Here is a 24,397-nt window from a genome sequence, read left to right as displayed (position 1 = left end):
TGCATTCGCGAGCAGGCTCGCTCCCACAGGATGGGTGTTGGAACAGAGATGTCTGCCATACCCAAAAACAATGTGGGAGCGAGCCTGCTCGCGAAGAGGGCGGAACAGGCTCCGCCGATTTAAGGCTTGGGCATGGTCGCGATCATGGACGGTCGCTGACTCACTTCAAAAAACCAGTTGGCCAGTTGCGGGTTGGCCTCACGCCAGCCCAGATCCGGGAAGCGCAGGTCGAGGTAACCCAGCGCACACGCGACGCTGATGGCGGCCACGTCGAAATGGCTGGTCAGCTCGGCAATCGCGTCGTTTTCCAACACAGCGAGAGCGCGGCGGATCTTGTCGCGCTGGGCCTCGAGCCATTCGTCCCAATGTTTTTCCGGAGCACGCAGGACCATTTCATAACGCACCATCACCGACGCATCCATGATCCCGTCGGCCATCGAGGCCAGGGTCAGACGCCGCCAGCGGGCCGCGCCTTCGCGCGGGATCAGCGGGTTGCCGACGTGTTGCTGGTCGAGGTATTCGAGAATGACGCGGCTGTCATGGATAACGTTGCCGTCAGCCAGACGCAGGGCGGGAATCTTGCCCAGCGGGTTGTCGAGATTGAGCTCGGCACTCGGGCTGACCGGGCTGAGCACGCAGTCTTGCAGCGCGACGCGATCCTGCTGGCCGGTTTCGTGCAGCAACACCATCACTTTGCGCACGAACGGGGAGAGCGTGTTGTGGTACAGGGTCATGCTGGGGGCGGACATTGGCAGGGTCTCGATCAGAACGATGAGGGAGCAGCATAGCGCGTAACGCGACCTGCTCAAGCCCGATGCAAAACCAAATGTGGGAGCGAGCCTGCTCGCGAAGGCGTCCGTACAGACAATGTTGATGTTGAATGTCAGAGCGCTTTCGCGAGCAGGCTCGCTCCCACAGGTTTCTTCAGCTTCGCAGCAGCAATCCTCTTATGGCCAGAAAGGCCGGGACACCCAGCCCGACCCAGCTCAACGCATCCCAAATCCCATCCCCCAACAACGCCGCAAACAACCCCGCCGCACTGAGCAATGCAATCACGATCGGCGTGCTGAACACTTTCCAGAAATTCGATTGCCGCGGCTTCATGCAGACACCTCCGCCGTTTCCGGCACAGGCTTCACCGCTTTGCGCCGCACCACCCACAGGTACACGCCGCTGCCGAGCACGATGATCGTCAGCACATCGAGAGTGGCCCAGAGAATTTTCATCGGCATGCCGCCGTAATCACCGAAGTGCAGCGGCTGCGACATGCCCATGGCGTCCATGTACCACGGTCGTTCGGCCACGGCGGTGACCTGCAGCGTGGTGGCATCGATCAGCACCGGTGTCAGCAGGTGTGAGGTCAAATGCGTGCCGCCCTTCATGAACACCGAATAATGGTGCTCGCTGGAAAACCGTGTGCCGGGGAAAGCGATGAAATCCGGTTTCATGCCCGGCGCGACTTCAGCCGCGATGTCGAGCAACCGCGTGGCCGGTGCCAGGTGAGTCAGCGGTGGCGCTTCGCGGTAAGGTTCGATCAGGGCGGTCAGTGCATCGTTGCGCCACGCCGCGATCAACAGGTCGGCGCAAGCGCTGATCACGCCTGTCACGCCGACCACCAAGGCCCAGGTCAGGGTGACCACGCCGATCAGATTATGCAGGTCGAGCCAGCGCAAACGGGTGGACTTGTCCTGACGCACGGTGCCGAATTTCAAGCGGCGCATGAACGGCAGGTACAGCACCGTCCCCGAGACAATCGCCACGACAAACAGCAGCCCCATGAACGCCAGCAGCAACTTGCCCGGCAGCCCGGCGAACATGTCGACGTGCAGGCGCAGGATAAACAGCATCAAACCGCCGTTGGCCGACGGCGTTTCCAGCGCTTCACCGGTACGTGCATCGAGCATGAAGGTGTGCGACGAGTTCGGTTCAGTGCCGGCGGTTTTCGCCATGATCGTCAGTACGGCATTCGGCTCATCGTCATCGAAACCGAAATACTGCACGACTTCATCGGGACGATGTTTCTCGGCGGCCTCGACCAGTTGCGCCAGATTCAGACGTGGCGTGTCGGCGGGCATCTCGCGCACTTCGGGCGCATCGCCGAGCAGGTGCTCGATCTCGTGATGGAAAATCAGTGGCAGACCGGTCAGTGCCAGCATCAGCAAAAACACGGTGCAGACCAGGCTGGTCCAGGTATGCACGAACGACCAGCGGCGGATTGTTTTACTTTTCATTTCATGACCTTCAAAAACACCAAAGCCGTCCACGAGGGACGGCCTGGTCACAGGGTCTGTTTCAGCTCAATCGCTTACCACTTGTAAGTGGCGCTGGCGACGACACTGCGCGTGTCGCCGTAGTAGCAGTAGAAGCTGTCGCAGGTGGAAATGTATTCCTTGTCGAACAGGTTGGTCGCGTTGAGTGCCAGCGACGCGCCTTTGAGGCTGTTGTCCAGACGGCCGAGGTCGTAATGCACGCTCGCGTCGAACACGGTGTAGGCGTCAGCCTTGCCCAGCCAGGTGTTGGCCTTGTCGCCGTAGGTGTTGCCGGTGTAACGCACGCCACCGCCAATGCCGAAGCCGTCGAGTACGCCGGCGTGCCAGGTGTAATCGGTCCACAGCGACGCTTGCTGGTTCGGCATCAGTTGCAGGCGATTGCCCTTGTCGACGCCATTCTGCACTTCGGATTTGGCCAAGGTGTAGGCGGCAATGACTTTCAGGTTGTCGGTGACGTCGGAAACCGCTTCCAGCTCCAGGCCTTTGACTTTCACTTCGCCAGTCTGGCTGGTGATCGACACGTTGTTGACGAAGGTGTTGACCGAGACGTTCTTCTGGGTGAGGTCATACACGGCGGCGGTCAGCAGGGTTTTGCTGCCCGGCGGCTGGTACTTGATGCCCAGTTCCCACTGCTTGCCTTCGGTCGGCTTGAGCGAGCCGGTCGAGGTGGCATCAGCGCCCGTGGTCGGCTGGAAGGATTCGGCGTACGACAGGTACGGCACGAAACCGTTGTCGAAGACGTAGCTGAGCGCGGCGTTGCCGCTGAAGGCCTTGTCGCGCTGGGTGTTGGTGGCATCACCCTTGTTGATGAATCTGGTGCTGGTGTGTACCCAGTCTTCACGGCCGCCGAGAGTCAGGCGCCACTGGTCGAGGGCCATTTGGTCCTGCACGTACAGGCCGGTCTGGTAGGTCTTCTGGTCGTAATCGTAAAACGCGGTGGAACGCGCTGGACGAATGATCGGCTGGCCGTAGATCGGGGTGATCACGTTGGTGCCCGGAGTGGTATCCGAAAAGCCGAAGATCGAGGTGTAGTTGGTGTTGCTGCGCTGGTGATCAAGGCCCAGCAGCAGGGTGTGGCGGATGTCGCCGGTAGCGAAGTCGGCCTGGAAGTTGTTGTCCACGGCGAACTGGCTGATGTCTTCTTCGACGCTGGTGCTGGTGCGTCCGACATTGCCTTGATCATCCACTTCGGTGAATGGGTACGACCCCGGTGTCAGCGACTGGAACGACAGATCCGACTTGGTGTAGCGCAGGTTCTGCTTGAACTGCCAGACATCGTTCAGACGATGTTCGAAGGCATAGCCCAGCGCGTAGTAGGTGCGATCGTAATATTCCCAGTCCGGATCACCCAGATTCTTGTGGTGGGAAATATCACCGAGCGGCGATTTGATCTTGGTGCCCTGCACCGGCAGGAACTGGCTGGTGATGCCGGTATCGTCGCGGGTGAACTGGCTCAGCAGGGTGAGCTTGGTGTCATCGTCGATGTTCCAGGTCAGGCTCGGCGCGATGTTGTAGCGCTTGTTGTCGACGTGATCGACCTGGGTGCCGCTGTCGCGCACCACACCGCTGAGGCCATAGAGAAACTGGCCGGCGTCGTCGATCTTGCCGGTGCTGGCGAAGTTGATCTGGCGATGGTTGTCGCTGCCGTACTGCAACTGGATTTCGTTGCTGGCTTCGGCGCTTGGGCGACGGCTGACCATGTCCAGCAGGCCGCCCGGTGGGGTCTGGCCGTAAACCGAGGAGGCTGGGCCGCGCAGCAGGGCGAGGCGGTCGAGGTTCCAGGTTTCCTGTTTCGGGTTGGCGTACACGCCTTTTGGCAGCGGCAGACCGTCGAGGAACTGGGTCGGTTCGAAACCGCGCACACGCAGCCAGTCGGCGCGGGTGTCGCTGCCGTAGCTGCTGGCGGTGATGCCCGGCATGTAGCGCACGGCATCGTCGAGGCTGTGCACGCTGCGGTCGTCCATTTGCTGGCGGGTCGCCACCGAGATCGAGCGCGGTGCTTCGACCAGTGCGGTGTCGGTCTTGGTGCCAGCGGCGGTGCGAGTGGCGGTGTAGCCTTCGACCGGGCCCCAGGCACTTTCGAAGTTTTCTACACCGATGACCGAAGTTTCCGGCAGGGCCATCACGCCTTCAGGCACGGCAACCAGGGTGTAAGTGCCGGTGCTGCTTTGTTCCAGTTGCAGACCGGTGCCACGCAGTGCCGCGCGCAGAGCGCCAGCCGCATCGTATTGGCCGTTGACCGGCGCCGAGGTCTTGCCTGCCGCCAGCGACGGATTCAGCGACAGCGCAATCCCGCCCTGGCTGGCGATCTGGTTGAGGGTCGTCGACAGTGGCGCCGCTGGCAAGTTGTAGGCGCGTACGCTGGACGCTTGTTCAGCGGCAAGCAACGGACTGCTGATCAGCGGCGCGCTGAGCGCGATGGCGACAGCCAGCAGACTGGGGCGCAACAAGGTGTCTAGCGAACGGGACATACGGCGGCTCCTGAATGGAAATATTTCTCAATTGCCTGTGTGCCGGATGAAAAGCAAAAAGTGATAGGGCTGGATGAAAATAATTTCGATTAACTGGAAAACAGCCACATTTCTGCGGGCTTGATCGTTCCCACGCTCCGCGTGGGAATGCCTCAATGGACGCTCTGCGTCCGCTTCGGCAGGGACGCAGAGCGTCCCGGGCTGCATTCCCACGCAGAGCGTGGGAACGATCAGGTCAAGGGGAGGAGGGCTCGGCCTTCGCGACTGTGACCCAATACGGCGTATGCCGCTCGATCTGCACCGGCAGGGTCGGCAGCAATGCGCTCAAGGCCTTATCGGTGTCATGCAGCGGAAAGCTGCCGGTAATCCGTAGATCCGCCACTTCCGGCGCCACGCCCAGATGCCCGCGACGATAACGCCCCAGCTCATGCACCAGATCGCCGAGTCGCGCGTTGTCCACCACCAACATGCCGCGCGTCCAGGCATCGGCGCCTGGGTTGAGCGCGACAATCGAATCCAGCCCGTCGCTGCGCAGCAGCACTTGCTGGCCTTCATGGAGGATCTGCTCTTCTGGATTTGCTTGCCCGTGTGCGGCCACGGCCGACTGCAACACGCTCAGGCGCGTGCCTTCGTCTTCACGCTTGACCAGAAACCGCGTACCCAAGGCACGCATGCTGCCTTCGCGGGTTTCGACGATAAAGGGGCGCGGATCGCCGTGACCGGTCTCGACGAGAATTTCGCCTTCCTGCAACACGATCAGCCGGCGCTTCTCATCGAAACGCACGTCCACCGCACTGTGGGTGTTGAGATTCAGCACAGTGCCGTCAGCCAGGCGCACGGTGCGCTGCTCACCGGTCGCGGTGCGCTGATCGGCGAGCCAGTAATCCAGCGGCAGAAAGCGTTCACTGGCAAACAGCCCCACACCGACCAGCACCACAACGCTGGCCAGCCCACTGCCGAGCTTGCGTACCCGTCGGCGAATGCCTTCGCGCGATTGCAGCAAGGCACTGCGGGCCGGGCCCTTGGCCACGTTGAAACGCTGATCGAGCATGCCCAGTTGCTGCCAGGCGCGGGCGTGTTCTTCATTGGCTGCGTGCCATTTTGCGAACTCCTCACGCTCCAGCGGACTGCTCGAGTCGAGGGTCAGTTGCCAGGCAATCGCCGCGTCCAGCACATGCGCCGGCACCGGTCTGGAACTGGCCGGGCTCACGTCGGCTCACCGTACAGGGCGATGTAGCACTGCCGAATGCCTTGCGCCAGATACTGCCGAACGCGCGGCACCGAGACGCCGAGCTTGTCGGCGATCTCGGCATGGCTGAGGCCGTCGAGGCGGTTATAAAGGAAGGCGGCACGGGCCTTGGTCGACAGTTTGCCGAGCAAGCGGTCGATGGCTTTGAGGTCTTCGAGGATCATTTGCTGTTCTTCCACCGAAGGTTGTTCGCCTTCGGGGATCAGCATCAGTTCGGTGAGGTAGGCCTGTTCCAGCGCAGCGCGGCGGAAGTAGTCGAACAACAAGCCTTTGGCGATCGCCACCAGAAAGGCGCGCGGCTCGCGGGGTGTCAGCATGGCATCGCGACCGAGCAGACGGACGAAGGTGTCCTGGCTCAGGTCTTCGGCGCGTTGCGGGCACGCCACATTGCGCCGCAACCATGCCAGCAGCCAGCCGCGATGGTCACGATACATCGCACCGACGAGCTCACTGTTAGGGCTTGGGACTGACGACACCGGACATCACCGATTGGGAAATGTTAACTAACGCGAATTGTTCGCGATTGTGGCAGAGGTGGGAATGGTTAGCAATTGGCCACTGGTCAGGTGGGCGGTTAAAGGCAGACCCTCACCCTAGCCCTCCCGAAACGTCGGACCGCCCAGAGGGAGAGGGGATCGATCGGGGGATATTCTGGAGGTACACCGACCTGAACGATTTTTAGCGAATCCTCAATCGACTCGATCTTTCAGGTCGATATAAAGCGTCAGACACTTCGGTCGGCTCCCTCTCCCTCGGGGAGAGGGCTGGGGTGAGGGGCTTCTGATTTAGAACGAAGGCGCCTGCTGCCGCCGCTTCCACTGACTCAACCGCTGCTGCAAATTCAACGGACTATGAATCTGCTGTCCCCGCGCCCGGCTGAACAGAATCAACGCCAGTTCCGCCGTCGCCAGCGCATCGGCGCTCGCGTTATGCCGCTCGAACACCTCAAGCTTGAACCAGTCGATCCACTCATCCAGCCCGGCCTCACGAATATTCGCCTGCGGACACACCAGCGGTGCAATGTCGGCGACATCCAGAAAGACCTGCTGCAACTTGTGCCCCAAATGCTCCTTCAACGCGCGCCCGAGCATGTGCTGATCGAACGGCGCATGAAACGCCAATACCGGGCTTTCACCGATAAACTCCAATAACTCCAGCAACGCCTCGGCCGGTTCACTGCCGGCTGCAATCGCGTTCGGCCCCAAGCCGTGAATCAACACACTGGGGCTGAGCTTCAGCTCGCGGCATTGCAGCGTGCGCTCGAACTGCTGGCTGAAATCGATTGCGCCATCCTCGATCACCACCGCGCCAATCGACAACACACGATCCTTGTTCAGGTTCAGTCCGGTGGTTTCCAGATCCAGCACCACCCAGCGTTGTTCGCGCAACGTGCATTCGCGCAGTTCGGTAATAGCCGGCAGCTGCGCCAGACGCTGCTGGAAATCCACCGGCACCACCGCACTCGGCGGGCGCAGCCACGAGAACAGGCTCATAGCTGATACCGCAAGGTCAGGCTGCTTTGCAGGCGCTGGGCCTGGCGCAGGGATTCACGCAGGATGCGCCGGTCGAGGTGATTGAGGCTGTCCGGGTCGACACGGTTGGAGTAGGGCAGGTTCTCCCGCGTCTGCAGTTGATGCTGTTGCATGCGCGTCTGCTGAATGAAGTGATAGGCCTCTTCATACGCCGCGCCATCCAGTCGCTCGATGACTTCTTTCTCGACCAGCTGCCGGAAGCGCTCAAGGGTGTTGTTGGCGTCGATGCCGTTGGCCAGCGCGAGCAGTCGCGCGCCATCCACGAACGGCGTCAGCCCCTGCACCTTGAGATCCAGCGTGGCTTTCTCGCCGTTCTTGCGCGCCAGCACAAACTCGCGGAAACGCCCCACCGGTGGACGGTTGCGCAGGGCGTTCTCGGCCATCATGCGCTGGAACAAGCGGTTGTCGCCGACCTGATCGAGGATGCCTCGGCGCAGTTGTTCACAGCCTTGTTCATCTCCCCAGACCACGCGCAAGTCGAAATAAATGCTCGACCCGAGCAGATTCTCCGGCGTCGCCTCACGAATAAAAGTTGCAAAACGCCGTGCCCATTCCGCTCGCGACAAACACAGCTCGGGGTTGCCGGCCATGATGTTGCCTTTGCACAGGGTGAAGCCGCACAGCGCCAGACTCTGGTTGATCTGCTGGGCAATCGGCAGCAGCTTGCCGCGAATCTCTGCTGCATGCGCCGCGTCTCGCGCGTCGAACAAAATGCCGTTGTCCTGATCGGTGTGCAGCGTCTGCTCGCGGCGGCCTTCGCTGCCAAAGCACAACCAACTGAACGGCACGCCGGGGTCACCTTTTTCCGCGAGAGTCAGTTCGATCACCCGGCACACGGTGTGGTCGTTGAGCAAGGTGATGATGTGGGTGATCTGCGTCGAAGAAGCACCGTGGGCGAGCATGCGTTCGACCAGTTGGCCGATCTCGCCGCGCAGGCTCACCAGTTGTTCGACGCGTTGCGCGCTGCGAATGGTCCGCGCCAGATGCACCAGATCGACCCGTTGCAGGGAAAACAGATCGCGCTCGGAGACCACGCCGCACAAACGCTGATCCTTGACCAGACAGACGTGGGCGATGTGCCGTTCGGTCATGGCAATCGCTGCATCGAAGGCACTGTGATCCGGCGAAAGATAAAAGGGCGAAGGCGTCATGTGGCGCTCGATGGCCTCACTGAAATCGCCGATGCCTTCAGCCACCACATGGCGCAAATCGCGCAGGGTGAAAATCCCCAGCGGCGCCTTGTGTTCGTCCACTGCAACGATGCTGCCGACCTGTTGCTCGTGCATCAGTTTCACCGCTTCACGCAGTGGTGTGTCGGGGCTACAGGTGACCGGGTGGCGCATGGCCAATTCGCCAAGTCGGGTGTTCAGCGAGTACTGCGTGCCGAGGGTTTCCACGGCTTTCTGCTGCACTTGCTGGTTGACCTGATCGAGCAGGCTGCTGACCCCGCGCAAGGCGAAATCGCGAAAGGCGTTGGAGAGGGCGAACAGTTTGATGAACGCCAGTTTGTTCAGTTGCAGGCAGAACGTATCTTCGCCAGCCAAGTGCTCGGTGCGGGTTGCGCGTTCACCGAGCAGCGCGGCCAGCGGAAAGCATTCGCCGGTGGTGATTTCAAACGTGGTCTCGGTGCCGGGCTTGGTGATGTGCTGACGTTCGCCGACCACCCGACCTTGCTTGACGATATAGAAGTGTTCGACCGGGCCGTCGGCAGGTTTGATGATGCTCTCGCCCTGGCCGTAGAAACGCAGCTGACATTGCTCCACCAGATAAGCGAGGTGGGCGTGTTCCATCTGATTGAAGGGCGGGAAGCGCTGGAGGAATTGCAGGGTGCCCTGAATATTCTGCAATACCGCGGTTTTCCCTGCCTGGGTGAAGGCGTCCGCTTTACTCATAACCATTACCGCAGTCTTTTTCGAATTGTTGTTGTCGGATCGTTACGGCCATGGTCGACCCCAGCGGACAGGGTGCCCATTGGACGTAAGTCTAGGTTTTGCCACCATTGGCGCAGTTTCGGAGATGCCCTACGCAAACAGTCGGAAATTCCCTTGCTTGCCCCCTTGGAAAAAAATCCGACGAAGTGCACATTGAAGCTCTGCCCCGCGATGTCTGACCACTTGCCAAGGGACTGTTTTGAATACTTAGAGAACGCCATGTCCGACCACGATATTTTGAGCGATGCCGAGCGAGAAGCGCTCAGTGCAGTCATGCTCGAACCTGATCTTCCACCTCAGCGTGTATTGATCGTTGATGACGACAAGGACGCCCGGGAGCTGTTGTCGGAGATTCTCGCGTTGGACGGCATTCGTTGCCTGACCGCAGCCAGTGGCGAGACTGCGCTGAAGATGCTGGAGGAGAAACCTTCGATCGGGCTGGTGATCACCGATCTGCGCATGGGGCATGTCGGTGGGCTTGAGCTGATTCGGCAAGTGCGTGAGTCGGTGCGGGCGGCGATGCCGATCATCATTGTTTCGGGTGATGCTGATGTCAAAGACGCGATCGCGGCGATGCATTTGAGTGTGGTGGATTTTCTGCTCAAGCCGATTGATACGGGCAAGTTGTTGGCGTTGGTGAAGCATGAATTGGGGATAGAACCCTAAAAGCCCCTCACCCTAACCCTCTCCCAGAGGGAGAGGGGACTGACCGCGGTGAATTGAAATTACCGAGTCGAACTCAGAACTTGAAGCTTCCCCAATCTGCTCCCTTCCCCCTCGCCCCCTTGGGGGAGAGGGCTGGGGTGAGGGGGATGGATCTCAAGCCCACCACAAAAATCCAATCCACGACACTAACAAAAAAGCCCTGATCACTCGATCAGGGCTTTTTCATGTCCGGCATTCAGCGCAAGTTACAGGCCGTTGGCCTTCTTGAACTCGCGACGACGACGGTGCAGCACCGGCTCGGTGTAGCCGTTCGGCTGTTTGGTGCCCTCGATCACCAGTTCGACTGCTGCCTGGAAGGCGATGTTGCTGTCGAAGTTCGGTGCCAGCGGACGGTACAGCGGGTCGTTGGCGTTCTGACGATCCACCACCGGCGCCATGCGCTTGAGGCTTTCCATCACTTGCGCCTCAGTGACCACGCCGTGGCGCAGCCAGTTGGCGATGTGCTGGCTGGAGATGCGCAGCGTGGCACGGTCTTCCATCAGGCCGACGTCATTGATGTCCGGTACTTTCGAGCAACCCACGCCCTGGTCGATCCAACGCACCACGTAACCGAGAATGCCCTGGGCATTGTTGTCCAGTTCGTTCTTGATCTGCTCTGGCGTCCAGTTCGGATTGACCGCCAACGGGATGGTCAGGATGTCGTCTACCGAAGCGCGAGCACGTTTGGCCAGTTCGGCCTGACGGGCGAACACATCAACCTTGTGATAATGCAGCGCGTGCAGTGCAGCGGCGGTCGGCGACGGTACCCAAGCGGTGTTGGCGCCGGCCAATGGGTGGGCGATTTTCTGCTCAAGCATCGCCGCCATCAGATCCGGCATCGCCCACATGCCTTTACCGATTTGCGCACGACCTTGCAGGCCGGTGCTCAGACCGATATCGACGTTCCAGTTTTCGTACGCGCCGATCCACTTCTCAGCCTTCATGTCAGCCTTGCGCACAACCGGGCCGGCTTCCATGGAGGTGTGGATTTCGTCGCCGGTGCGGTCGAGGAAACCGGTGTTGATGAACACCACGCGCTCACTGGCAGCCTTGATGCAGGCCTTGAGGTTGACCGTGGTGCGGCGCTCCTCGTCCATGATCCCGACTTTCAGGGTGTTGCGCGAAAGGCCCAGCACGTCTTCGATGCGGCCGAACAGCTCGTTGGTGAACGCCGCTTCTTCCGGGCCGTGCATCTTCGGTTTAACGATGTACACGGAACCGGTGCGAGTGTTGCGGCGCGAAGTGTTGCCATTGAGGTTGTGCATCGCCGCGAGGCAAGTGACCAGACCGTCGAGGATGCCTTCCGGCACTTCGTTACCGTCTTTGTCGAGGATCGCGTCGATGGTCATCAGGTGACCCACGTTGCGCACGAACAACAGCGAACGGCCGTGCAGGGTCACTTCACCGCCGTTCGGCGCGGTGTAGGTGCGATCCGGGTTCATGGTGCGGGTGAAGGTCTGGCCGCCCTTGGACACGGATTCCGCCAGGTCGCCCTTCATCAGCCCGAGCCAGTTGCGGTAGATCACCACTTTGTCGTCGGCATCGACGGCAGCCACGGAGTCTTCGCAGTCCATGATGGTGGTCAGCGCCGCTTCCATCAGAATGTCTTTGACGCCGGCGGCGTCGGTCTGGCCAACCGGAGTGGTGGCGTCAACCTGGATTTCGAAGTGCAGACCGTTGTGTTTCAGCAGAATGGCGATTGGCGCGTTGGCGTCGCCCTGGAAACCGATCAGTTGTGCGTCATCGCGCAGGCCAGTGTTGCTGCCGCCCTTGAGGGTGACCAGCAGTTTGCCGTCAGCGATTTTGTAGGCGGTCGAATCGACGTGAGAGCCAGCCGCCAATGGCGCAGCTTCATCGAGGAACGCACGGGCGAAGGCGATGACTTTGTCGCCACGCACCTTGTTGTAGCCTTTGCCTTTTTCCGCGCCACCTTCTTCGCTGATCGCGTCGGTGCCGTAAAGGGCGTCATACAGCGAACCCCAGCGGGCGTTCGAGGCATTGAGAGCGAAGCGGGCGTTCATCACCGGCACAACAAGTTGCGGGCCGGCGGTACGGGCGATTTCATCATCGACGTTTTGTGTCGTTGCCTGGAAATCAGCCGCTTCTGGCAGCAGATAACCGATTTCTTGCAGGAAGGCTTTATAGGCCACGGCGTCGTGCGCCTGACCGTTGCGTTCCTGGTGCCAGGCATCAATGCGGGCCTGGAAGTCATCGCGTTTGGCGAGTAGGGCTTTGTTCTTCGGCGCCAGGTCATGAATGACCTTATCGGCACCTTCCCAGAATTTTTCGGCGGTGAGGCCGGTACCGGGAATGGCTTCGTTGTTCACGAAGTCGAACAGGACTTTGGCGACCTGCAGGCCACCGACTTGAACGTGTTCAGTCATTGCTTGCCTCACTCTGCTCAGCTATTTCGCTTTTCAGCTCTTCAATTTTGACAATGAAGCCTCTGGCCATTTAAACCACAAACCTGCCGACCAGTACATGCCATTGCTGGCGGCTGGGCTGGGACCAATCAACGGCTTGGGGGCCTTGCTGACAGGGCTTTCAGGGTTGCGAACGTGCCTTGGGCAGACATCGATCCAGCGTTATGTAGTGCGCGCTGCGGCATACTACATGATGAGTTGCGCTTGTGAAAATCAGACTAATAACGTCGTTCTGCGACCTCATGACGCATTGCAGTCACGTCGCGGAACGGGATGTTCTCAAAAAACAGCTGGATTGTTCCAGTTAAATATAAAAAGTTGTACACGATTTGTTGTTTCGCGCGTCTGAGGCGGCTGACCATCCCTTGCCTATACTTGCTCTTCCATAACAAAAGTCATGACAAGAGGGCTGCGCCATGGACCATCTCGTACTCACTGTTTTCGCCCCGGACAAGCCCGGACAGGTCGAGCGCATCGCCCAATGCATCGCCGAGCATGGCGGTAACTGGCTGGAAAGCCGCATGTCGAGGATGGCCGGGCAGTTCGCCGGGATTCTTCGGGTGGGCGTGCCGGCAGAGGCTTACGACGAATTAGTCGATTCCCTACAAGCACTGACGGTGCATGGCATCCGCGTGCTGATTGCCGAAAGTGGTATCGAACAATCCTGTACCTGGAAACCGATCGCCATGGAGTTGGTGGGCAATGATCGGCCGGGGATTGTGCGGGACATCACCCGGTTGTTGAGCGAGCAGGGTGTAAACCTGGAAAGGCTGGTCACGGAAGTGCGTCCAGCGCCGATGAGCAGTGAGCCGCTGTTTCACGCCGAGGCGATTCTCGCGGTGCCGCTGACCTTGTCGCTCGACGTCTTGCAGTCGCGTCTGGAAACCCTGGCTGACGATCTGATGGTGGAACTGGTGTTACGCACAGACGTTTAAGCGCCGACCGGGTTATCCAGTTTAAACGTGCACCTGCCTGTGGATAACCTGTAGAGACTGTCGTCAACGCCACGCCCGCTGTGGCTTTGCTGGAGTTGATCAAAAAACCGCCAACATTCAGTGACTTGCGCACAAACGGCGGGGATCACGCTGTGGATAACCTTGGGAAGGAACGATGCAGGCCACGAGAACCGTGGCCTGTGAGGGTTTGTGCGTTTTTTGATCAGCTGCGCCGGCGCAAACTGATCACGGCATCGACGCTGTAAACGGCCAGACCGGCCCAGATGAAGATAAACGCGACCAGCGTGCTCGACGACAAGTGCTCACCGAACAGCAGCACCGCTTGCAACAGTACCAGGGTCGGGGCGAGGTATTGCAGGAAGCCGATCGTGGTGTACGGCAAATGGCGGGTGGCGGCGTTGAAGCACACCAGCGGCACCAATGTGACCGGACCCGCCGCCACCAGCCACCAGGCTTGGGACGTAGTCCAGAACTCAGGTTGCGCACTGGTCGCGGTCTGGTTGAAAAGCAGCCAGGCAATCGCGATCGGTACCAGCATCCAGGTTTCCACCACCAACCCCGGCAACGCCTTGACCGGTGCCTGTTTGCGGATCAAGCCGTAGAAGCCAAACGTCAACGCCAGCACCAGCGAAACCCACGGCAGACTGCCGACCTGCCACACCTGTTGCGCGACACCGACCGCCGCCAGACCGACCGCGAGCCACTGCATCCGGCGCAAGCGTTCGCCGAGAATCAACATGCCCAACAGCACGTTTACCAAGGGGTTGATGTAGTAACCGAGGCTCGCTTCGAGCATGCGCCCGTTGTTTACCGACCACACGTAGGTCAGCCAGTTGGCCGCGATCAGCGTTCCGCTCAAGGCCAGAATCGCCAGTCGCTTGGGATTGTCGAGCAACTCGCGCAACCAGCCCGGGTGTTTCCACACCATCAGCAACAGCGCGCCGAACAGTGCCGACCACAGCACCCGATGGATGATGATTTCGACGGCCGGCACTTCGGCAATGGCTTTGAAGTAGATCGGGAACAGGCCCCAGATAATGTAGGCACTCAGGCCCAGAATGTACCCGCGACGCGGGTTGGCGGCTTGCATGCAGAATCCTTGCTTAGGCAGCTAACAAAGGAGGGATTGTAAGGAGGTTTGTCTACGAATGCCTTAGCGGATAGGTCGGGAAATTGTGAACACCGAACAAATGTAGGAGTGAGCCTGCTCGCGATAGCACTCTGACATTCAACATTTTCGTTGACTGATAAAACGCTATCGCGAGCAGGCTCACTCCTACAGAGGATGGAGGCGGATCAGAAAAGTTTCAGTGGTTCTTCGTTAAGCGCGGACAGTTGCTCACGCAACGCCAACACCTGATCACCCCAATAACGCTCGGTGCCGAACCACGGAAAGCTGTGCGGGAACGCCGGGTCATCCCAGCGCCGCGCGAGCCAGGCGCTGTAGTGCATCAGGCGCAGGGCGCGCAGCGGTTCGATCAGCGCCAGCTCACGCGGGTCGAAATCGTGGAACTCGTTGTAGCCATCCATCAATTCCGACAACTGCCCCAGGCATTCCTGACGATCACCGGCGAGCATCATCCAGATGTCCTGCACCGCCGGGCCCATGCGGCAGTCGTCGAGGTCGACGATGTGGAACATTTCGTCGCGGCACATCATGTTGCCGGGGTGGCAATCGCCGTGCATGCGGATGTTCTGGTGCGGTGTGTTGGCGTAAGCATCTTCCACGCGCTTGAGCAGGTCGCGGGCGACGGACTCGTAGGCCGGCAGCAGGCTTTTCGGAATGAAATTGCCTTCGAGCAAGGTGTTCAACGACGCGTGGCCGAAGTTCTGCACAGCGAGAGCTTCGCGGTGTTCAAACGGCTTGGTCGCGCCGACCGCGTGAATCCGCCCGAGCAACTGGCCGAGGCGATACAGCTGGTCAAGATTGCCCGGCTCCGGCGCCCGGCCGCCGCGACGCGGAAACAACGTGAAGCGGAAACCGGCATGCTCGTGCAGGGTTTCGCCGTTGTGGATCAGCGGTGCCACCACCGGGATTTCGACGTCGGCCAGTTCGAAGGTGAATTGGTGCTCTTCGAGGATGGCTTCGTTGGTCCAGCGTTGCGGACGATAGAACTTGGCGATCAGCGGTTCGGAGTCTTCGATGCCGACCTGATAGACGCGGTTTTCGTAGCTGTTGAGCGCCAGAATGCGCGCATCACTGAGAAAGCCAATGCTTTCAACGGCATCGAGCACGAGGTCGGGTGTGAGGGTTTCAAACGGGTGGGCCATGCTGACTCCTGCGCGCAGCAGGCTGCCGCGTCCGGCCCAGCATGGTAGCGCAGATGGCAGCGGGGGAGTTGGTTGGTGTCTTCGCTGAAGCCATCGCGAGCAGGCGAAGGCCTACAGGGGAACGCACGCATTCCAAATGTAGGCCTTCGCCTGCTCGCGATGAGGGTCTGTCAGGCGCCGACGATTCCACCGTCCTCACGGGTAATCGCCATCACCGAAGACCGCGGTTTGCCATTCGGCAAATGCTCAGGGAAGGTCGAACCCCCGTTCTCCCCCGGATGCTGAATCCCGACAAACAGGGTTTTCTGATCCGGCGAGAAGCTGATCCCGGTGACTTCACAGCCAATCGGCCCGACCATGAAGCGGCGAATCTCACCGGTCTTGGGATCGGCACACAGCATCTGGTTGTTGCCCATCCCGGCAAAGTCGCCGGCGTTGCTCGAATCACCATCAGTGAGAATCCACAAACGCCCAGCCTTGTCGAAACCCAGGCCATCCGGGCTGTTGAACATGTTCTGCGGGGTGATGTTCTTCGAGCCACCCTTCGGCGTCCCGGCGTGCACGCCCGGGTTGCCAGCGACCACAAACAGGTCCCAGGCAAATGTCTTCGACGCGTGATCGTCACGGTCGGTGCGCCAGCGCAGGATCTGCCCGTAAACGTTCTTCTCACGCGGGTTCGGCCCGCCCACCGGCTGGCCGTCTTCGCCGCGCTTGGCGTTGTTGGTCAGGGTGCAATAGACCTGGCCGTCCTTGGGGCTGACGACGATCCATTCCGGGCGGTCCATGCGCGTCGCGCCTACGACACTGGCGGCAAGGCGTGCGTGGATCAGCACTTCGGCCTGATCGGCAAAACCGCTGCTGGTGTCGATACCGTTTTTGCCGTGAGTCAGCTCGATCCACTGGCCTTGGCCTTTCGGGTGATCGGGGTTGCTGTCGCCGTTGTCGAATTTCGCCACGTACAGGGTGCCGTGGTCGAGGATGTCGCGGTTAGCCTTGGCGTTGCGGTGGTTGATGCGGTCGCGGCTGACGAATTTGTAGATGAATTCGCCACGCTCGTCGTCGCCCATGTACACCACGGCGCGACCATCATCGGTCTCGGCCAGTGCGGCGTTTTCATGCTTGAAGCGGCCCAGCGCGGTGCGTTTGACCGGAGTCGATTGCGGGTCGAACGGATCGATCTCGACCACCCAGCCGTGACGGTTGAGTTCGTTGGGGTTTTTCGCCATGTCGAAGCGCGGATCGTACGGGTGCCAGTTGATCTCGCGGCTGGCGACCGAGACGCCGTAGCGCTTTTGCGCCGGGTCGAACTGCTGCTGGGCGTTGCTGCTGCCGAAGCAGTCGGTGAAGTTTTCTTCACAGGTCAGGTAAGTGCCCCACGGCGTTTTACCGTTGGCGCAGTTCTGGAACGTGCCGAGGACTTTTTTACCGTGCTTGTCGGCAGCGGTCTTCATCAGATCGTGACCGGCCGCCGGGCCGCTGATGCGCAGCGGCGAGTTGCCGTGAATGCGCCGGTTGTAGCGCGAACCCTGAACGAACTGCCACTGACCGTTTTTGCGCTGCACTTCAATCACCGACACGCCTTCGCAGGCCAGTGCCTTGCGCACGTCTTCGGCCGATTGCGGCATGCCGCCGTGCGGGTAGAGGTAGCGGTAGTTGGTGTATTCGTTGTTGATCGCCATCAACGCGCGGTTGCGGTCGTCGGGGAAGGCGAACAGGCTCATGCCGTCGTTGTTGTCGCCGAACTGCACTTCCTGTGCGGCGGCGGTGCCGTTGCCGCTCGGGTCGAACGCCGGGCCGTTCTTTTGCAGGGGCTGCCCCCAACTGATCAGCACCGAAGACTTGTAGCCTTTGGGCAATGTGATGACGTCGGTGGTCGCGGCGGGAATGCTCTCGAAACCGAGCAAGCGGCTATTGCCGGCGCTGACGCCGGTGGCCAGCGCGCTGCGGCTCAACAGACTACCGCCGAGGAACATTGCCGCGCCGCACAGTGCGCCGGCGCCGATGAAACCGCGACGGCTGAGGCCGACCATTTTTTCCAGGTCAGTGGATTGGTTTTCTTCTAATAGGCTCACATCAGGCTCCCTGCTTGGTTTTGGCAGCCACCTTAATGAGCAACGATGACGCTTTCGTTGCAGCGCCGGATTACAGCGGCGTGCCGATCAGCACGTTGGACGGCGAAAACTGCACCTGCACCGGTTGTTCCACACTCAATCCGCGCGTGCGCAAGTCGAGCGGCTCAGCCAGAGCGCAGAGGGTATGGCCGTTGGGCAGGGTAATCCGTACTTCGCTCGGGCCGTCCTCGGCGTCGAGAATCGCTTCGATGGTGCCCTTCAGAAGATTGTGACCAGACGTTGCAGATTGCGCGCTGCCGAGCAATTCCAGCCAGCCGGCCTTGATCAGCGCCACCACTTCGGTACCGGCCTGCAGCTCCAGATGCACGGTGCTGTCATGGGTGATCTGCGCGTCGAGGCACAGCCCTTCGGCCAGTTCGAGGCGGATCAGGTCATTGCGGCCCTGCGCTGCGATTGCCACGACTTTGCCGTGCAACTGATTGCGCGCGCTGGTTCTGAGCATCAAGCGACCGAGCAGGTCGAGGTCGCTGGCATCTTCCGCTGCCTCCAGCACCTGCGCCTGCAAGGCCTGCAATTTTTGGTACAGACGCAAAACGCGCTCGCCTTCGCTGGAGAGTTTCGCGCCGCCGCCACCCTTGCCGCCGACGGCACGCTCGACCAGCGGTTTCTGCGCGAGGTTGTTCAGCTCATCGATGGCATCCCACGCCGCTTTGTAACTCAGGCCTGCGCTTTTTGCGGCGCGGGTGATCGAGCCCTGTTCGGCGATGTGTTGCAGCAGAGCGATGCGCTGCGGACGGCGGACGATGTGCTGGGACAACAGGGAAGGCATGGACATGGATAGGTGCTTTTTTGCTGTGGCGGTGGGGGAGGAAGTTGGCCGCTAGCGACGCGAGAGTCAAGCCTGACACAGAACCCTGTGGGAGCGAGCTTGCTCGCGAAAGCGGCGTCTCAGTCAACATTGATTTTGAATGTGCTGGCCCCTTCGCGAGCAAGCTCGCTCCCACAGGGAATGGTGTTGGCTTCAGCTTCCGGGTTTTGGCGTGCGCGCCAGACAGTAGACATCGACCCGCGCCGCGCCCGCGTTCATCAGCAGCCGGGCCAGAGCCTGTGCGGTCGCGCCAGTGGTCAGCACATCATCAACCAACGCCAAATGCCGGCCTTGTACCTGCGCATCCGGCATGATCTCGAAGGCATTGCGCAGATTATGTTTACGCGCCTTGGCATCAAGATCCTGCTGGGCACCGGTCTCCTTGATTCGGCGCAGAACCTGTTCTTCGCACGGCAGATCCAGCGTCTGACTCAACCAGCGCGCCAGCATCGCCGCTTGGTTGAACCCCCGTTGGCGCAGACGTTTACCCGCCAGCGGCACCGGCAACAACACATCCGGTCTGGGCAAACCCTCATCGAAGCGATGTTGCAGGCATTGCCCGAGAACATCGGCGAGCAGGTGGCCAAACGGCCATTTCGCGTTGTGTTTAAAGCGCGTAATCAAGCTGTCCACCGGGAAGCCATACGTCCACGGCACAACGACCTGTTCGAATGCCGGAGGCTCTAGCAGGCATTCACCACAGGTCATGTCCGCCGTCGCCAGCGGCAGCGCACAGGTGATGCAGTGATCTCCCAGCCACGGCAGATCGGTTTCGCAAGCCACGCAGATTGGCATTTCTGCTTCTGCCGGCTCATCGCATAGCAAGCAGGTCTGTACATTATTTAAACAGATGTAAACCTGTCCTTCGTATCGTGGTTGACAGCGCATGACTCTTCCTTAAATATGCCGAACATCCGTGTCGCGCCTGTGGGTATTCCGTTCCCGCAGCCGCCAGCCAAGCATAACCAAGGAACTACCCATGAGCGCGAGCACTACCGCCACCCTGCGTCACGACTGGTCTCTGGCCGAAGTCAAAGCACTCTTCGTACAGCCATTCAACGACTTGCTGTTCCAGGCGCAAACGGTGCACCGCGCACATTTCAACGCTAACCGCGTGCAGGTCTCGACCCTGCTGTCGATCAAGACTGGCGCCTGCCCGGAAGACTGCAAGTACTGCCCGCAGTCCGGTCACTACAACACCGGCCTTGAAAAAGAAAAGCTGATGGAAGTGCAGAAGGTCCTCGAAGAGGCGGCACGCGCCAAGGCCATCGGTTCGACGCGTTTCTGCATGGGTGCGGCGTGGAAGCACCCGTCGGCCAAAGACATGCCGTACGTGCTGAAAATGGTCGAAGGCGTGAAAGCGATGGGCCTGGAAACCTGCATGACCCTGGGGCGTCTCGATCAGGATCAGACCGAAGCGCTGGCCAAGGCCGGCCTCGATTACTACAACCACAACCTTGATACGTCGCCAGAGTTCTACGGCAGCATCATCACCACCCGCACTTACAGCGAGCGCCTGCAAACGCTGGCTTACGTGCGTGAATCCGGGATGAAGATCTGTTCCGGCGGCATTCTCGGCATGGGCGAGTCGCTGGACGACCGCGCCAATCTGCTGATCCAGTTGGCCAACCTGCCGGAGCATCCGGAGTCGGTGCCGATCAACATGCTGGTGAAAGTCGCCGGCACGCCGCTGGAAAACGCCGAAGACATCGACCCGTTCGACTTCATTCGTATGCTCGCCGTTGCGCGGATCCTCATGCCGCAGTCCCACGTGCGCCTGTCCGCTGGCCGCGAAGCGATGAACGAGCAGATGCAGGCTCTCGCATTCTTTGCCGGCGCCAACTCGATTTTCTACGGCGACAAGTTGCTGACCACGGCCAACCCGCAGGCGGACAAGGATATGCAGTTGTTTGCGCGTCTGGGCATCCAGCCAGAGGCCCGAGAGGAGCATGCCGACGAGGTTCACCAGGCCGCGATCGAGCAGGCGCTGGTGGAGCAGAAGAGCAGCGAGCAGTTCTACAACGCCGCCGTCTGAAAGCGGCCGGATTCCTCTGAAGGAATGCAAAACCCCTGTGGGAGCGAGCCTGCTCGCGAAAGCGGTGCCTCAGTCGACATTGATGTTGGATGTGAAGGCCTATTCGCGAGCAGGCTCGCTCCCACATGGGATCTGTGTCACTTGAAAGTCGAGGCCTGCATGTCTTTCGATCTCGCCGCACGCCTTGCTGCCCGTCGTGCCGAAAACCTCTATCGCCAGCGACCGCTGCTCGAGTCCCCGCAGGGGCCGGAAGTGGTGGTCGACGGCAAACCGCTGCTCGCGTTCTGCAACAACGATTACCTCGGTCTGGCCAATCACCCGCAAGTGATCGAAGCCTGGCGCGCCGGTGCTGAACGCTGGGGCGTTGGAGGCGGTGCCTCGCATCTGGTGATCGGCCACAGCGGCCCGCATCACGCACTGGAAGAAGCATTGGCTGACCTCACCGGGCGTCCGCGTGCGCTGCTGTTCACCACCGGTTACATGGCCAATCTCGGCGCCGTCACGGCGCTGGTCGGGCAGGGCGATACGGTGCTGGAAGATCGGCTCAATCACGCGTCGTTACTGGATGCGGGTCTGTTGTCCGGCGCGCGTTTCAATCGCTATCTGCACAACGACCCGGTGAGTCTGGCCAAACGCCTGGAGAAAGCCACCGGCAACACATTGGTAGTCACCGACGGTGTGTTCAGCATGGACGGCGACCTTGCCGACTTGCCGGCACTCGCCCGCGAAGCCAAGGCCAAAGGCGCGTGGTTGATGGTCGATGACGCTCACGGTTTCGGGCCGTTGGGTGCCAACGGTGGTGGCATCGTCGAGCACTTCGGTTTGAGTCAGGAGGATGTGCCGGTGCTGGTCGGCACCCTCGGTAAAGCCTTCGGCACCGCTGGCGCTTTCGTCGCCGGCAGTGAAGAGCTGATCGAAAGCCTGATCCAGTTTGCCCGCCCGTACATTTACACCACCAGCCAACCACCAGCGCTGGCCTGCGCGACGCTGAAAAGCCTGGAGCTGCTGCGCACTGAACATTGGCGTCGAGAACATCTGCAAACGCTGATCCGTCAGTTCCGCCATGGCGCCGAGCAGATTGGCCTGGAGTTGATGGACAGCTTCACGCCGATCCAGCCGATCATGATTGGCGATGCCGGGCGCGCGGTGCGGTTGTCGCAGATGTTGCGCGAGCGCGGTTTGATGGTCACCGCCATCCGCCCGCCAACCGTGCCCGCCGGCAGCGCTCGCTTGCGCGTGACCCTGACCGCCGCGCACAGCGAGGCGCAGGTGCAGCTATTGTTACAGGGACTGGCCGATTGCTTTGCCCAACTGTCGTCGGAGCCAAGCCATGCGTGATCGCCTGATTCTGCTGCCCGGCTGGGGCCTCGGTGTGTCGCCGATGGAGCCTCTGGCTGCGGCGTTGCAGGGGCTCGACGAACATCTGAAAGTGGAAATCGAGCCGCTGCCGCAGTTGGATTCCAGCGATCCGCAAGACTGGCTCGACGAACTCGATGAACGTATTCCCCACGACGTGTGGCTCGGTGGCTGGTCGCTGGGCGGCATGCTTGCGTCCGAATTGGCCGCACGTCGGGGTGAACATTGCTGCGGCTTGCTGACGCTGGCGAGCAATCCTTCTTTTGTTGCTCATGAACAATGGCCGAATGCGATGCCCGGCGAGACCTTCGATGCGTTCCTTGCCGGTTGCCAGGCCGATCCGCGGATGACTCTCAAGCGTTTCTCGTTGCTGTGTGCTCAAGGTGCGCAAGATCCGCGCGGCTTGTCGCGGCTGATGCTCGGCGGCGCACCGCAGACGGCGCCCGGCGCGTTGATGGCAGGACTGGAACTGCTCGCGCAACTGGACACCCGTGAAGCGTTGCTAGCGTTTCGTGGCCCACAGTTTCATCTTTTTGCCGGGCACGATGAGCTGGTGCCTGCCGAAGCGGCGGGGGCGTTATTCGCGCTGTTGCCGGATATCGAAATAGGTCTGATTGAACAGGCCTGTCATGCGTTTCTTCTGGAAGACCCCCACGGACTGGCGGGCGCGATCCAGGCTTTTCTACACGAGTGCGGTGATGACTGATTTGTCTCTTGTGCTGCCTGGCGGCTTGCCTGACAAACGCCAGGTCGCGGCCTCTTTCTCTCGTGCGGCGGCCAGTTACGACAGCGTCGCCGAGTTGCAACGTGATGTCGGTACACAGTTGCTGCAGCGATTGCCCGAGGAATTTGTGCCTGCGCGTTGGCTGGATCTGGGCTGTGGCACGGGTTATTTCACTCGCGCGCTGGCTTCGCGGTTTGCCGAGGGCCACGGTCTGGCGCTGGATATCGCCGAGGGCATGCTCAATCACGCGCGGCCATTGGGCGGTGCCGAGCATTTCATCGCCGGCGATGCGGAGCGGCTGCCGCTGCAGGATTCGACCTGCGACCTGATTTTCTCCAGCCTCGCCGTGCAGTGGTGCGCGGACTTCGATGCAGTGCTCAGCGAAGCTTTTCGCGTGCTGAAACCGGGTGGGATTTTTGCGTTTGCTAGTCTTTGTGCAGGGACGTTGTTTGAGTTGCGCGACAGTTGGCGGCAGGTCGACGGGCTGGTGCACGTCAATCGCTTCCGCGAGTTCGTCCGGTATGAGCAATTGTCTGCGGCCAGTGGCTTGCGCACGTTGAGTCTGGAGAATCAGCCTCACGTGTTGCACTACCCGGATGTGCGCAGTCTGACCCACGAACTGAAAGCGTTGGGTGCGCACAATCTGAATCCTGGGCGCCCGGGCGGTTTGACCGGCCGCGCGCGGATTCTCGGGCTGGTCGAAGCTTACGAGCAATTCCGTGAGGCGTCGGGATTGCCGGCGACTTATCAGGTGGTCTACGCCGTGTTGGAGAAACCCGTATGAGCGCAGCCTATTTCATCACCGGAACCGACACAGACGTCGGCAAGACCACCGTTGCCGCCGGGTTGCTGCATGCGGCGCGTTCTGCAGGGTTGAGCACCGCGGCGGGCAAACCGGTGGCGTCCGGGTGCGAAGTGACGCCGAAAGGACTGCGCAATGCCGACGCGCTGGCGCTGTTGGCCGAGTGTTCGTTGCCGCTGAGTTATCAACAGGTCAATCCTGTGGCGTTCGAGCCGGCCATTGCTCCGCATCTGGCGGCGCGTGAAGCGGGTGTCGCGTTGACCGTGCAATCGCTGCTGGCGCCGATGCGTGAGATTCTGGCGATGAATGCCGATTTCACTCTGATCGAAGGCGCGGGTGGTTGGCGGGTGCCGTTGGCGGATCAGGATAATTTGTCGGATCTGGCGATTGCGCTGAAGTTGCCGGTGATTCTGGTGGTGGGCGTGCGGCTGGGTTGCATCAGTCATGCTTTGCTGACGGCCGAGGCGATTGCTCGCGATGGGCTGCAATTGGCAGGGTGGGTGGCGAATATCATTGATCCGAAGACGTCGCGGCTGGAGGAGAATCTGGCGACATTGGCTGAGCGGATCCCAGCGCCCTGTTTGGGTCGAGTGCCGAAACTCAAGGCGTTGAGTGCGGAAGCGGTGGCGGCTCATCTGCAACTGGATTTGCTCGACTAAGCTTTTCTCTATGGGCAGGCACTGTGCCATTAGTGTTTTTGACGGGTGTTTTTCTGGCGCCTCTGCTTCAATG

At 60.6% G+C, this 24,397-nt stretch carries 21 protein-coding genes; 7 read left to right on the top strand and 14 right to left on the bottom strand.

Annotated features, from left to right (window positions below; translation table 11 throughout):
- Window positions 1–119 precede the first annotated feature (119 nt).
- From PspS49_RS27115 to PspS49_RS27080, 8 genes are all read right to left on the bottom strand, one after another.
- Window positions 120–749 carry a glutathione S-transferase gene (locus PspS49_RS27115; protein ID WP_160042112.1) on the bottom strand — a complete coding sequence of 210 codons (630 nt, stop codon included), beginning with the start codon at window positions 747–749 and terminating at the stop codon, window positions 120–122.
- Between the two features lie 175 nt (window positions 750–924).
- On the bottom strand, window positions 925–1,104 hold the full coding sequence (locus PspS49_RS27110; RefSeq protein ID WP_160042110.1) for a hypothetical protein: 180 nt from the start codon (window positions 1,102–1,104) through the stop codon (window positions 925–927).
- Window positions 1,101–2,231: a PepSY-associated TM helix domain-containing protein gene (locus PspS49_RS27105; RefSeq protein WP_160042108.1), complete on the bottom strand. Its 1,131-nt coding sequence runs from the start codon at window positions 2,229–2,231 to the stop codon at window positions 1,101–1,103. The genes PspS49_RS27110 and PspS49_RS27105 overlap by 4 nt, the downstream gene beginning before the upstream one ends.
- Window positions 2,232–2,305: 74 nt before the next feature.
- A complete protein-coding gene (locus tag PspS49_RS27100; protein ID WP_160042106.1) occupies window positions 2,306–4,741 on the bottom strand; it encodes a TonB-dependent siderophore receptor in 2,436 nt (811 codons plus the stop codon).
- 235 nt (window positions 4,742–4,976) lie between these two features.
- The gene (locus tag PspS49_RS27095) at window positions 4,977–5,951 is read right to left on the bottom strand and encodes a FecR family protein (RefSeq protein ID WP_150749692.1); all 975 of its coding nucleotides are present in this window, start codon (window positions 5,949–5,951) and stop codon (window positions 4,977–4,979) included.
- A complete protein-coding gene (locus PspS49_RS27090) occupies window positions 5,948–6,424 on the bottom strand; it encodes an RNA polymerase sigma factor (protein ID WP_238704364.1) in 477 nt (158 codons plus the stop codon). The genes PspS49_RS27095 and PspS49_RS27090 overlap by 4 nt, the downstream gene beginning before the upstream one ends.
- A 351-nt stretch (window positions 6,425–6,775) precedes the next feature.
- Window positions 6,776–7,483, bottom strand: coding sequence for a 3'-5' exonuclease (locus PspS49_RS27085; RefSeq protein WP_160042104.1), 708 nt, complete (start codon window positions 7,481–7,483; stop codon window positions 6,776–6,778).
- Window positions 7,480–9,414, bottom strand: a complete 1,935-nt coding sequence (locus tag PspS49_RS27080) for a putative nucleotidyltransferase substrate binding domain-containing protein (RefSeq protein ID WP_342799413.1) — start codon at window positions 9,412–9,414, stop codon at window positions 7,480–7,482. The genes PspS49_RS27085 and PspS49_RS27080 overlap by 4 nt, the downstream gene beginning before the upstream one ends.
- A gap of 258 nt (window positions 9,415–9,672) precedes the next feature.
- Here PspS49_RS27080 and PspS49_RS27075 point away from each other — a divergent pair, with 258 nt between their 5' ends.
- A complete protein-coding gene (locus tag PspS49_RS27075) occupies window positions 9,673–10,119 on the top strand; it encodes a response regulator (RefSeq protein ID WP_160042100.1) in 447 nt (148 codons plus the stop codon).
- Window positions 10,120–10,364: 245 nt separating this feature from the next.
- Here the strand turns inward: PspS49_RS27075 and PspS49_RS27070 are convergent, their stop codons facing one another.
- A complete protein-coding gene (locus tag PspS49_RS27070; RefSeq protein ID WP_127930029.1) occupies window positions 10,365–12,542 on the bottom strand; it encodes a malate synthase G in 2,178 nt (725 codons plus the stop codon).
- Window positions 12,543–12,997: 455 nt separating this feature from the next.
- On the opposite strand from PspS49_RS27070, the gene PspS49_RS27065 reads away from it, so the two are divergent.
- The gene (locus PspS49_RS27065; protein WP_127930028.1) at window positions 12,998–13,516 is read left to right on the top strand and encodes a glycine cleavage system protein R; all 519 of its coding nucleotides are present in this window, start codon (window positions 12,998–13,000) and stop codon (window positions 13,514–13,516) included.
- Between the two features lie 223 nt (window positions 13,517–13,739).
- Here the strand turns inward: PspS49_RS27065 and rarD are convergent, their stop codons facing one another.
- The 5 genes from rarD to PspS49_RS27040 form a co-directional block, all read right to left on the bottom strand.
- Entirely contained in the window at window positions 13,740–14,627 is an 888-nt protein-coding gene (rarD, locus tag PspS49_RS27060; RefSeq protein WP_093429936.1) for an EamA family transporter RarD, read from the bottom strand.
- A 206-nt stretch (window positions 14,628–14,833) separates the two neighbouring features.
- Window positions 14,834–15,808, bottom strand: coding sequence for a serine/threonine protein kinase (locus PspS49_RS27055; protein ID WP_110720743.1), 975 nt, complete (start codon window positions 15,806–15,808; stop codon window positions 14,834–14,836).
- Between the two features lie 170 nt (window positions 15,809–15,978).
- Entirely contained in the window at window positions 15,979–17,880 is a 1,902-nt protein-coding gene (locus tag PspS49_RS27050) for a PhoX family phosphatase (RefSeq protein ID WP_160042098.1), read from the bottom strand.
- Between the two features lie 70 nt (window positions 17,881–17,950).
- Complete coding sequence (locus PspS49_RS27045) at window positions 17,951–18,715, bottom strand: TOBE domain-containing protein (RefSeq protein ID WP_150749687.1); 765 nt, start codon at window positions 18,713–18,715, stop codon at window positions 17,951–17,953.
- Between the two features lie 186 nt (window positions 18,716–18,901).
- Complete coding sequence (locus tag PspS49_RS27040) at window positions 18,902–19,636, bottom strand: ComF family protein (RefSeq protein ID WP_160042096.1); 735 nt, start codon at window positions 19,634–19,636, stop codon at window positions 18,902–18,904.
- Between the two features lie 91 nt (window positions 19,637–19,727).
- On the opposite strand from PspS49_RS27040, the gene bioB reads away from it, so the two are divergent.
- The 5 genes from bioB (at window position 19,728) to bioD (ending at window position 24,324) form a co-directional block, all read left to right on the top strand.
- The gene (gene bioB / locus PspS49_RS27035; protein WP_064388191.1) at window positions 19,728–20,783 is read left to right on the top strand and encodes a biotin synthase BioB; all 1,056 of its coding nucleotides are present in this window, start codon (window positions 19,728–19,730) and stop codon (window positions 20,781–20,783) included.
- Between the two features lie 159 nt (window positions 20,784–20,942).
- Window positions 20,943–22,121 (top strand): 8-amino-7-oxononanoate synthase, encoded by a 1,179-nt coding sequence (gene bioF / locus PspS49_RS27030; RefSeq protein ID WP_127930023.1) that lies wholly within the window; start codon window positions 20,943–20,945, stop codon window positions 22,119–22,121.
- The gene (locus PspS49_RS27025; RefSeq protein WP_127930022.1) at window positions 22,114–22,845 is read left to right on the top strand and encodes an alpha/beta fold hydrolase; all 732 of its coding nucleotides are present in this window, start codon (window positions 22,114–22,116) and stop codon (window positions 22,843–22,845) included. The genes bioF and PspS49_RS27025 overlap by 8 nt, the downstream gene beginning before the upstream one ends.
- A complete protein-coding gene (gene bioC / locus PspS49_RS27020) occupies window positions 22,838–23,647 on the top strand; it encodes a malonyl-ACP O-methyltransferase BioC (RefSeq protein WP_150749685.1) in 810 nt (269 codons plus the stop codon). The genes PspS49_RS27025 and bioC overlap by 8 nt, the downstream gene beginning before the upstream one ends.
- Window positions 23,644–24,324 (top strand): dethiobiotin synthase, encoded by a 681-nt coding sequence (gene bioD / locus PspS49_RS27015; protein WP_150651663.1) that lies wholly within the window; start codon window positions 23,644–23,646, stop codon window positions 24,322–24,324. Before bioC ends, bioD begins: the two co-directional genes overlap by 4 nt.
- The last annotated feature ends 73 nt before the right edge of the window (window positions 24,325–24,397 follow it).

Origin of the sequence: Pseudomonas sp. S49 (assembly GCF_009866785.1) — a bacterium.
Taxonomy (GTDB): Bacteria; Pseudomonadota; Gammaproteobacteria; order Pseudomonadales; family Pseudomonadaceae; genus Aquipseudomonas.
This window is presented reverse-complemented; position numbering and strand designations above follow the sequence as displayed.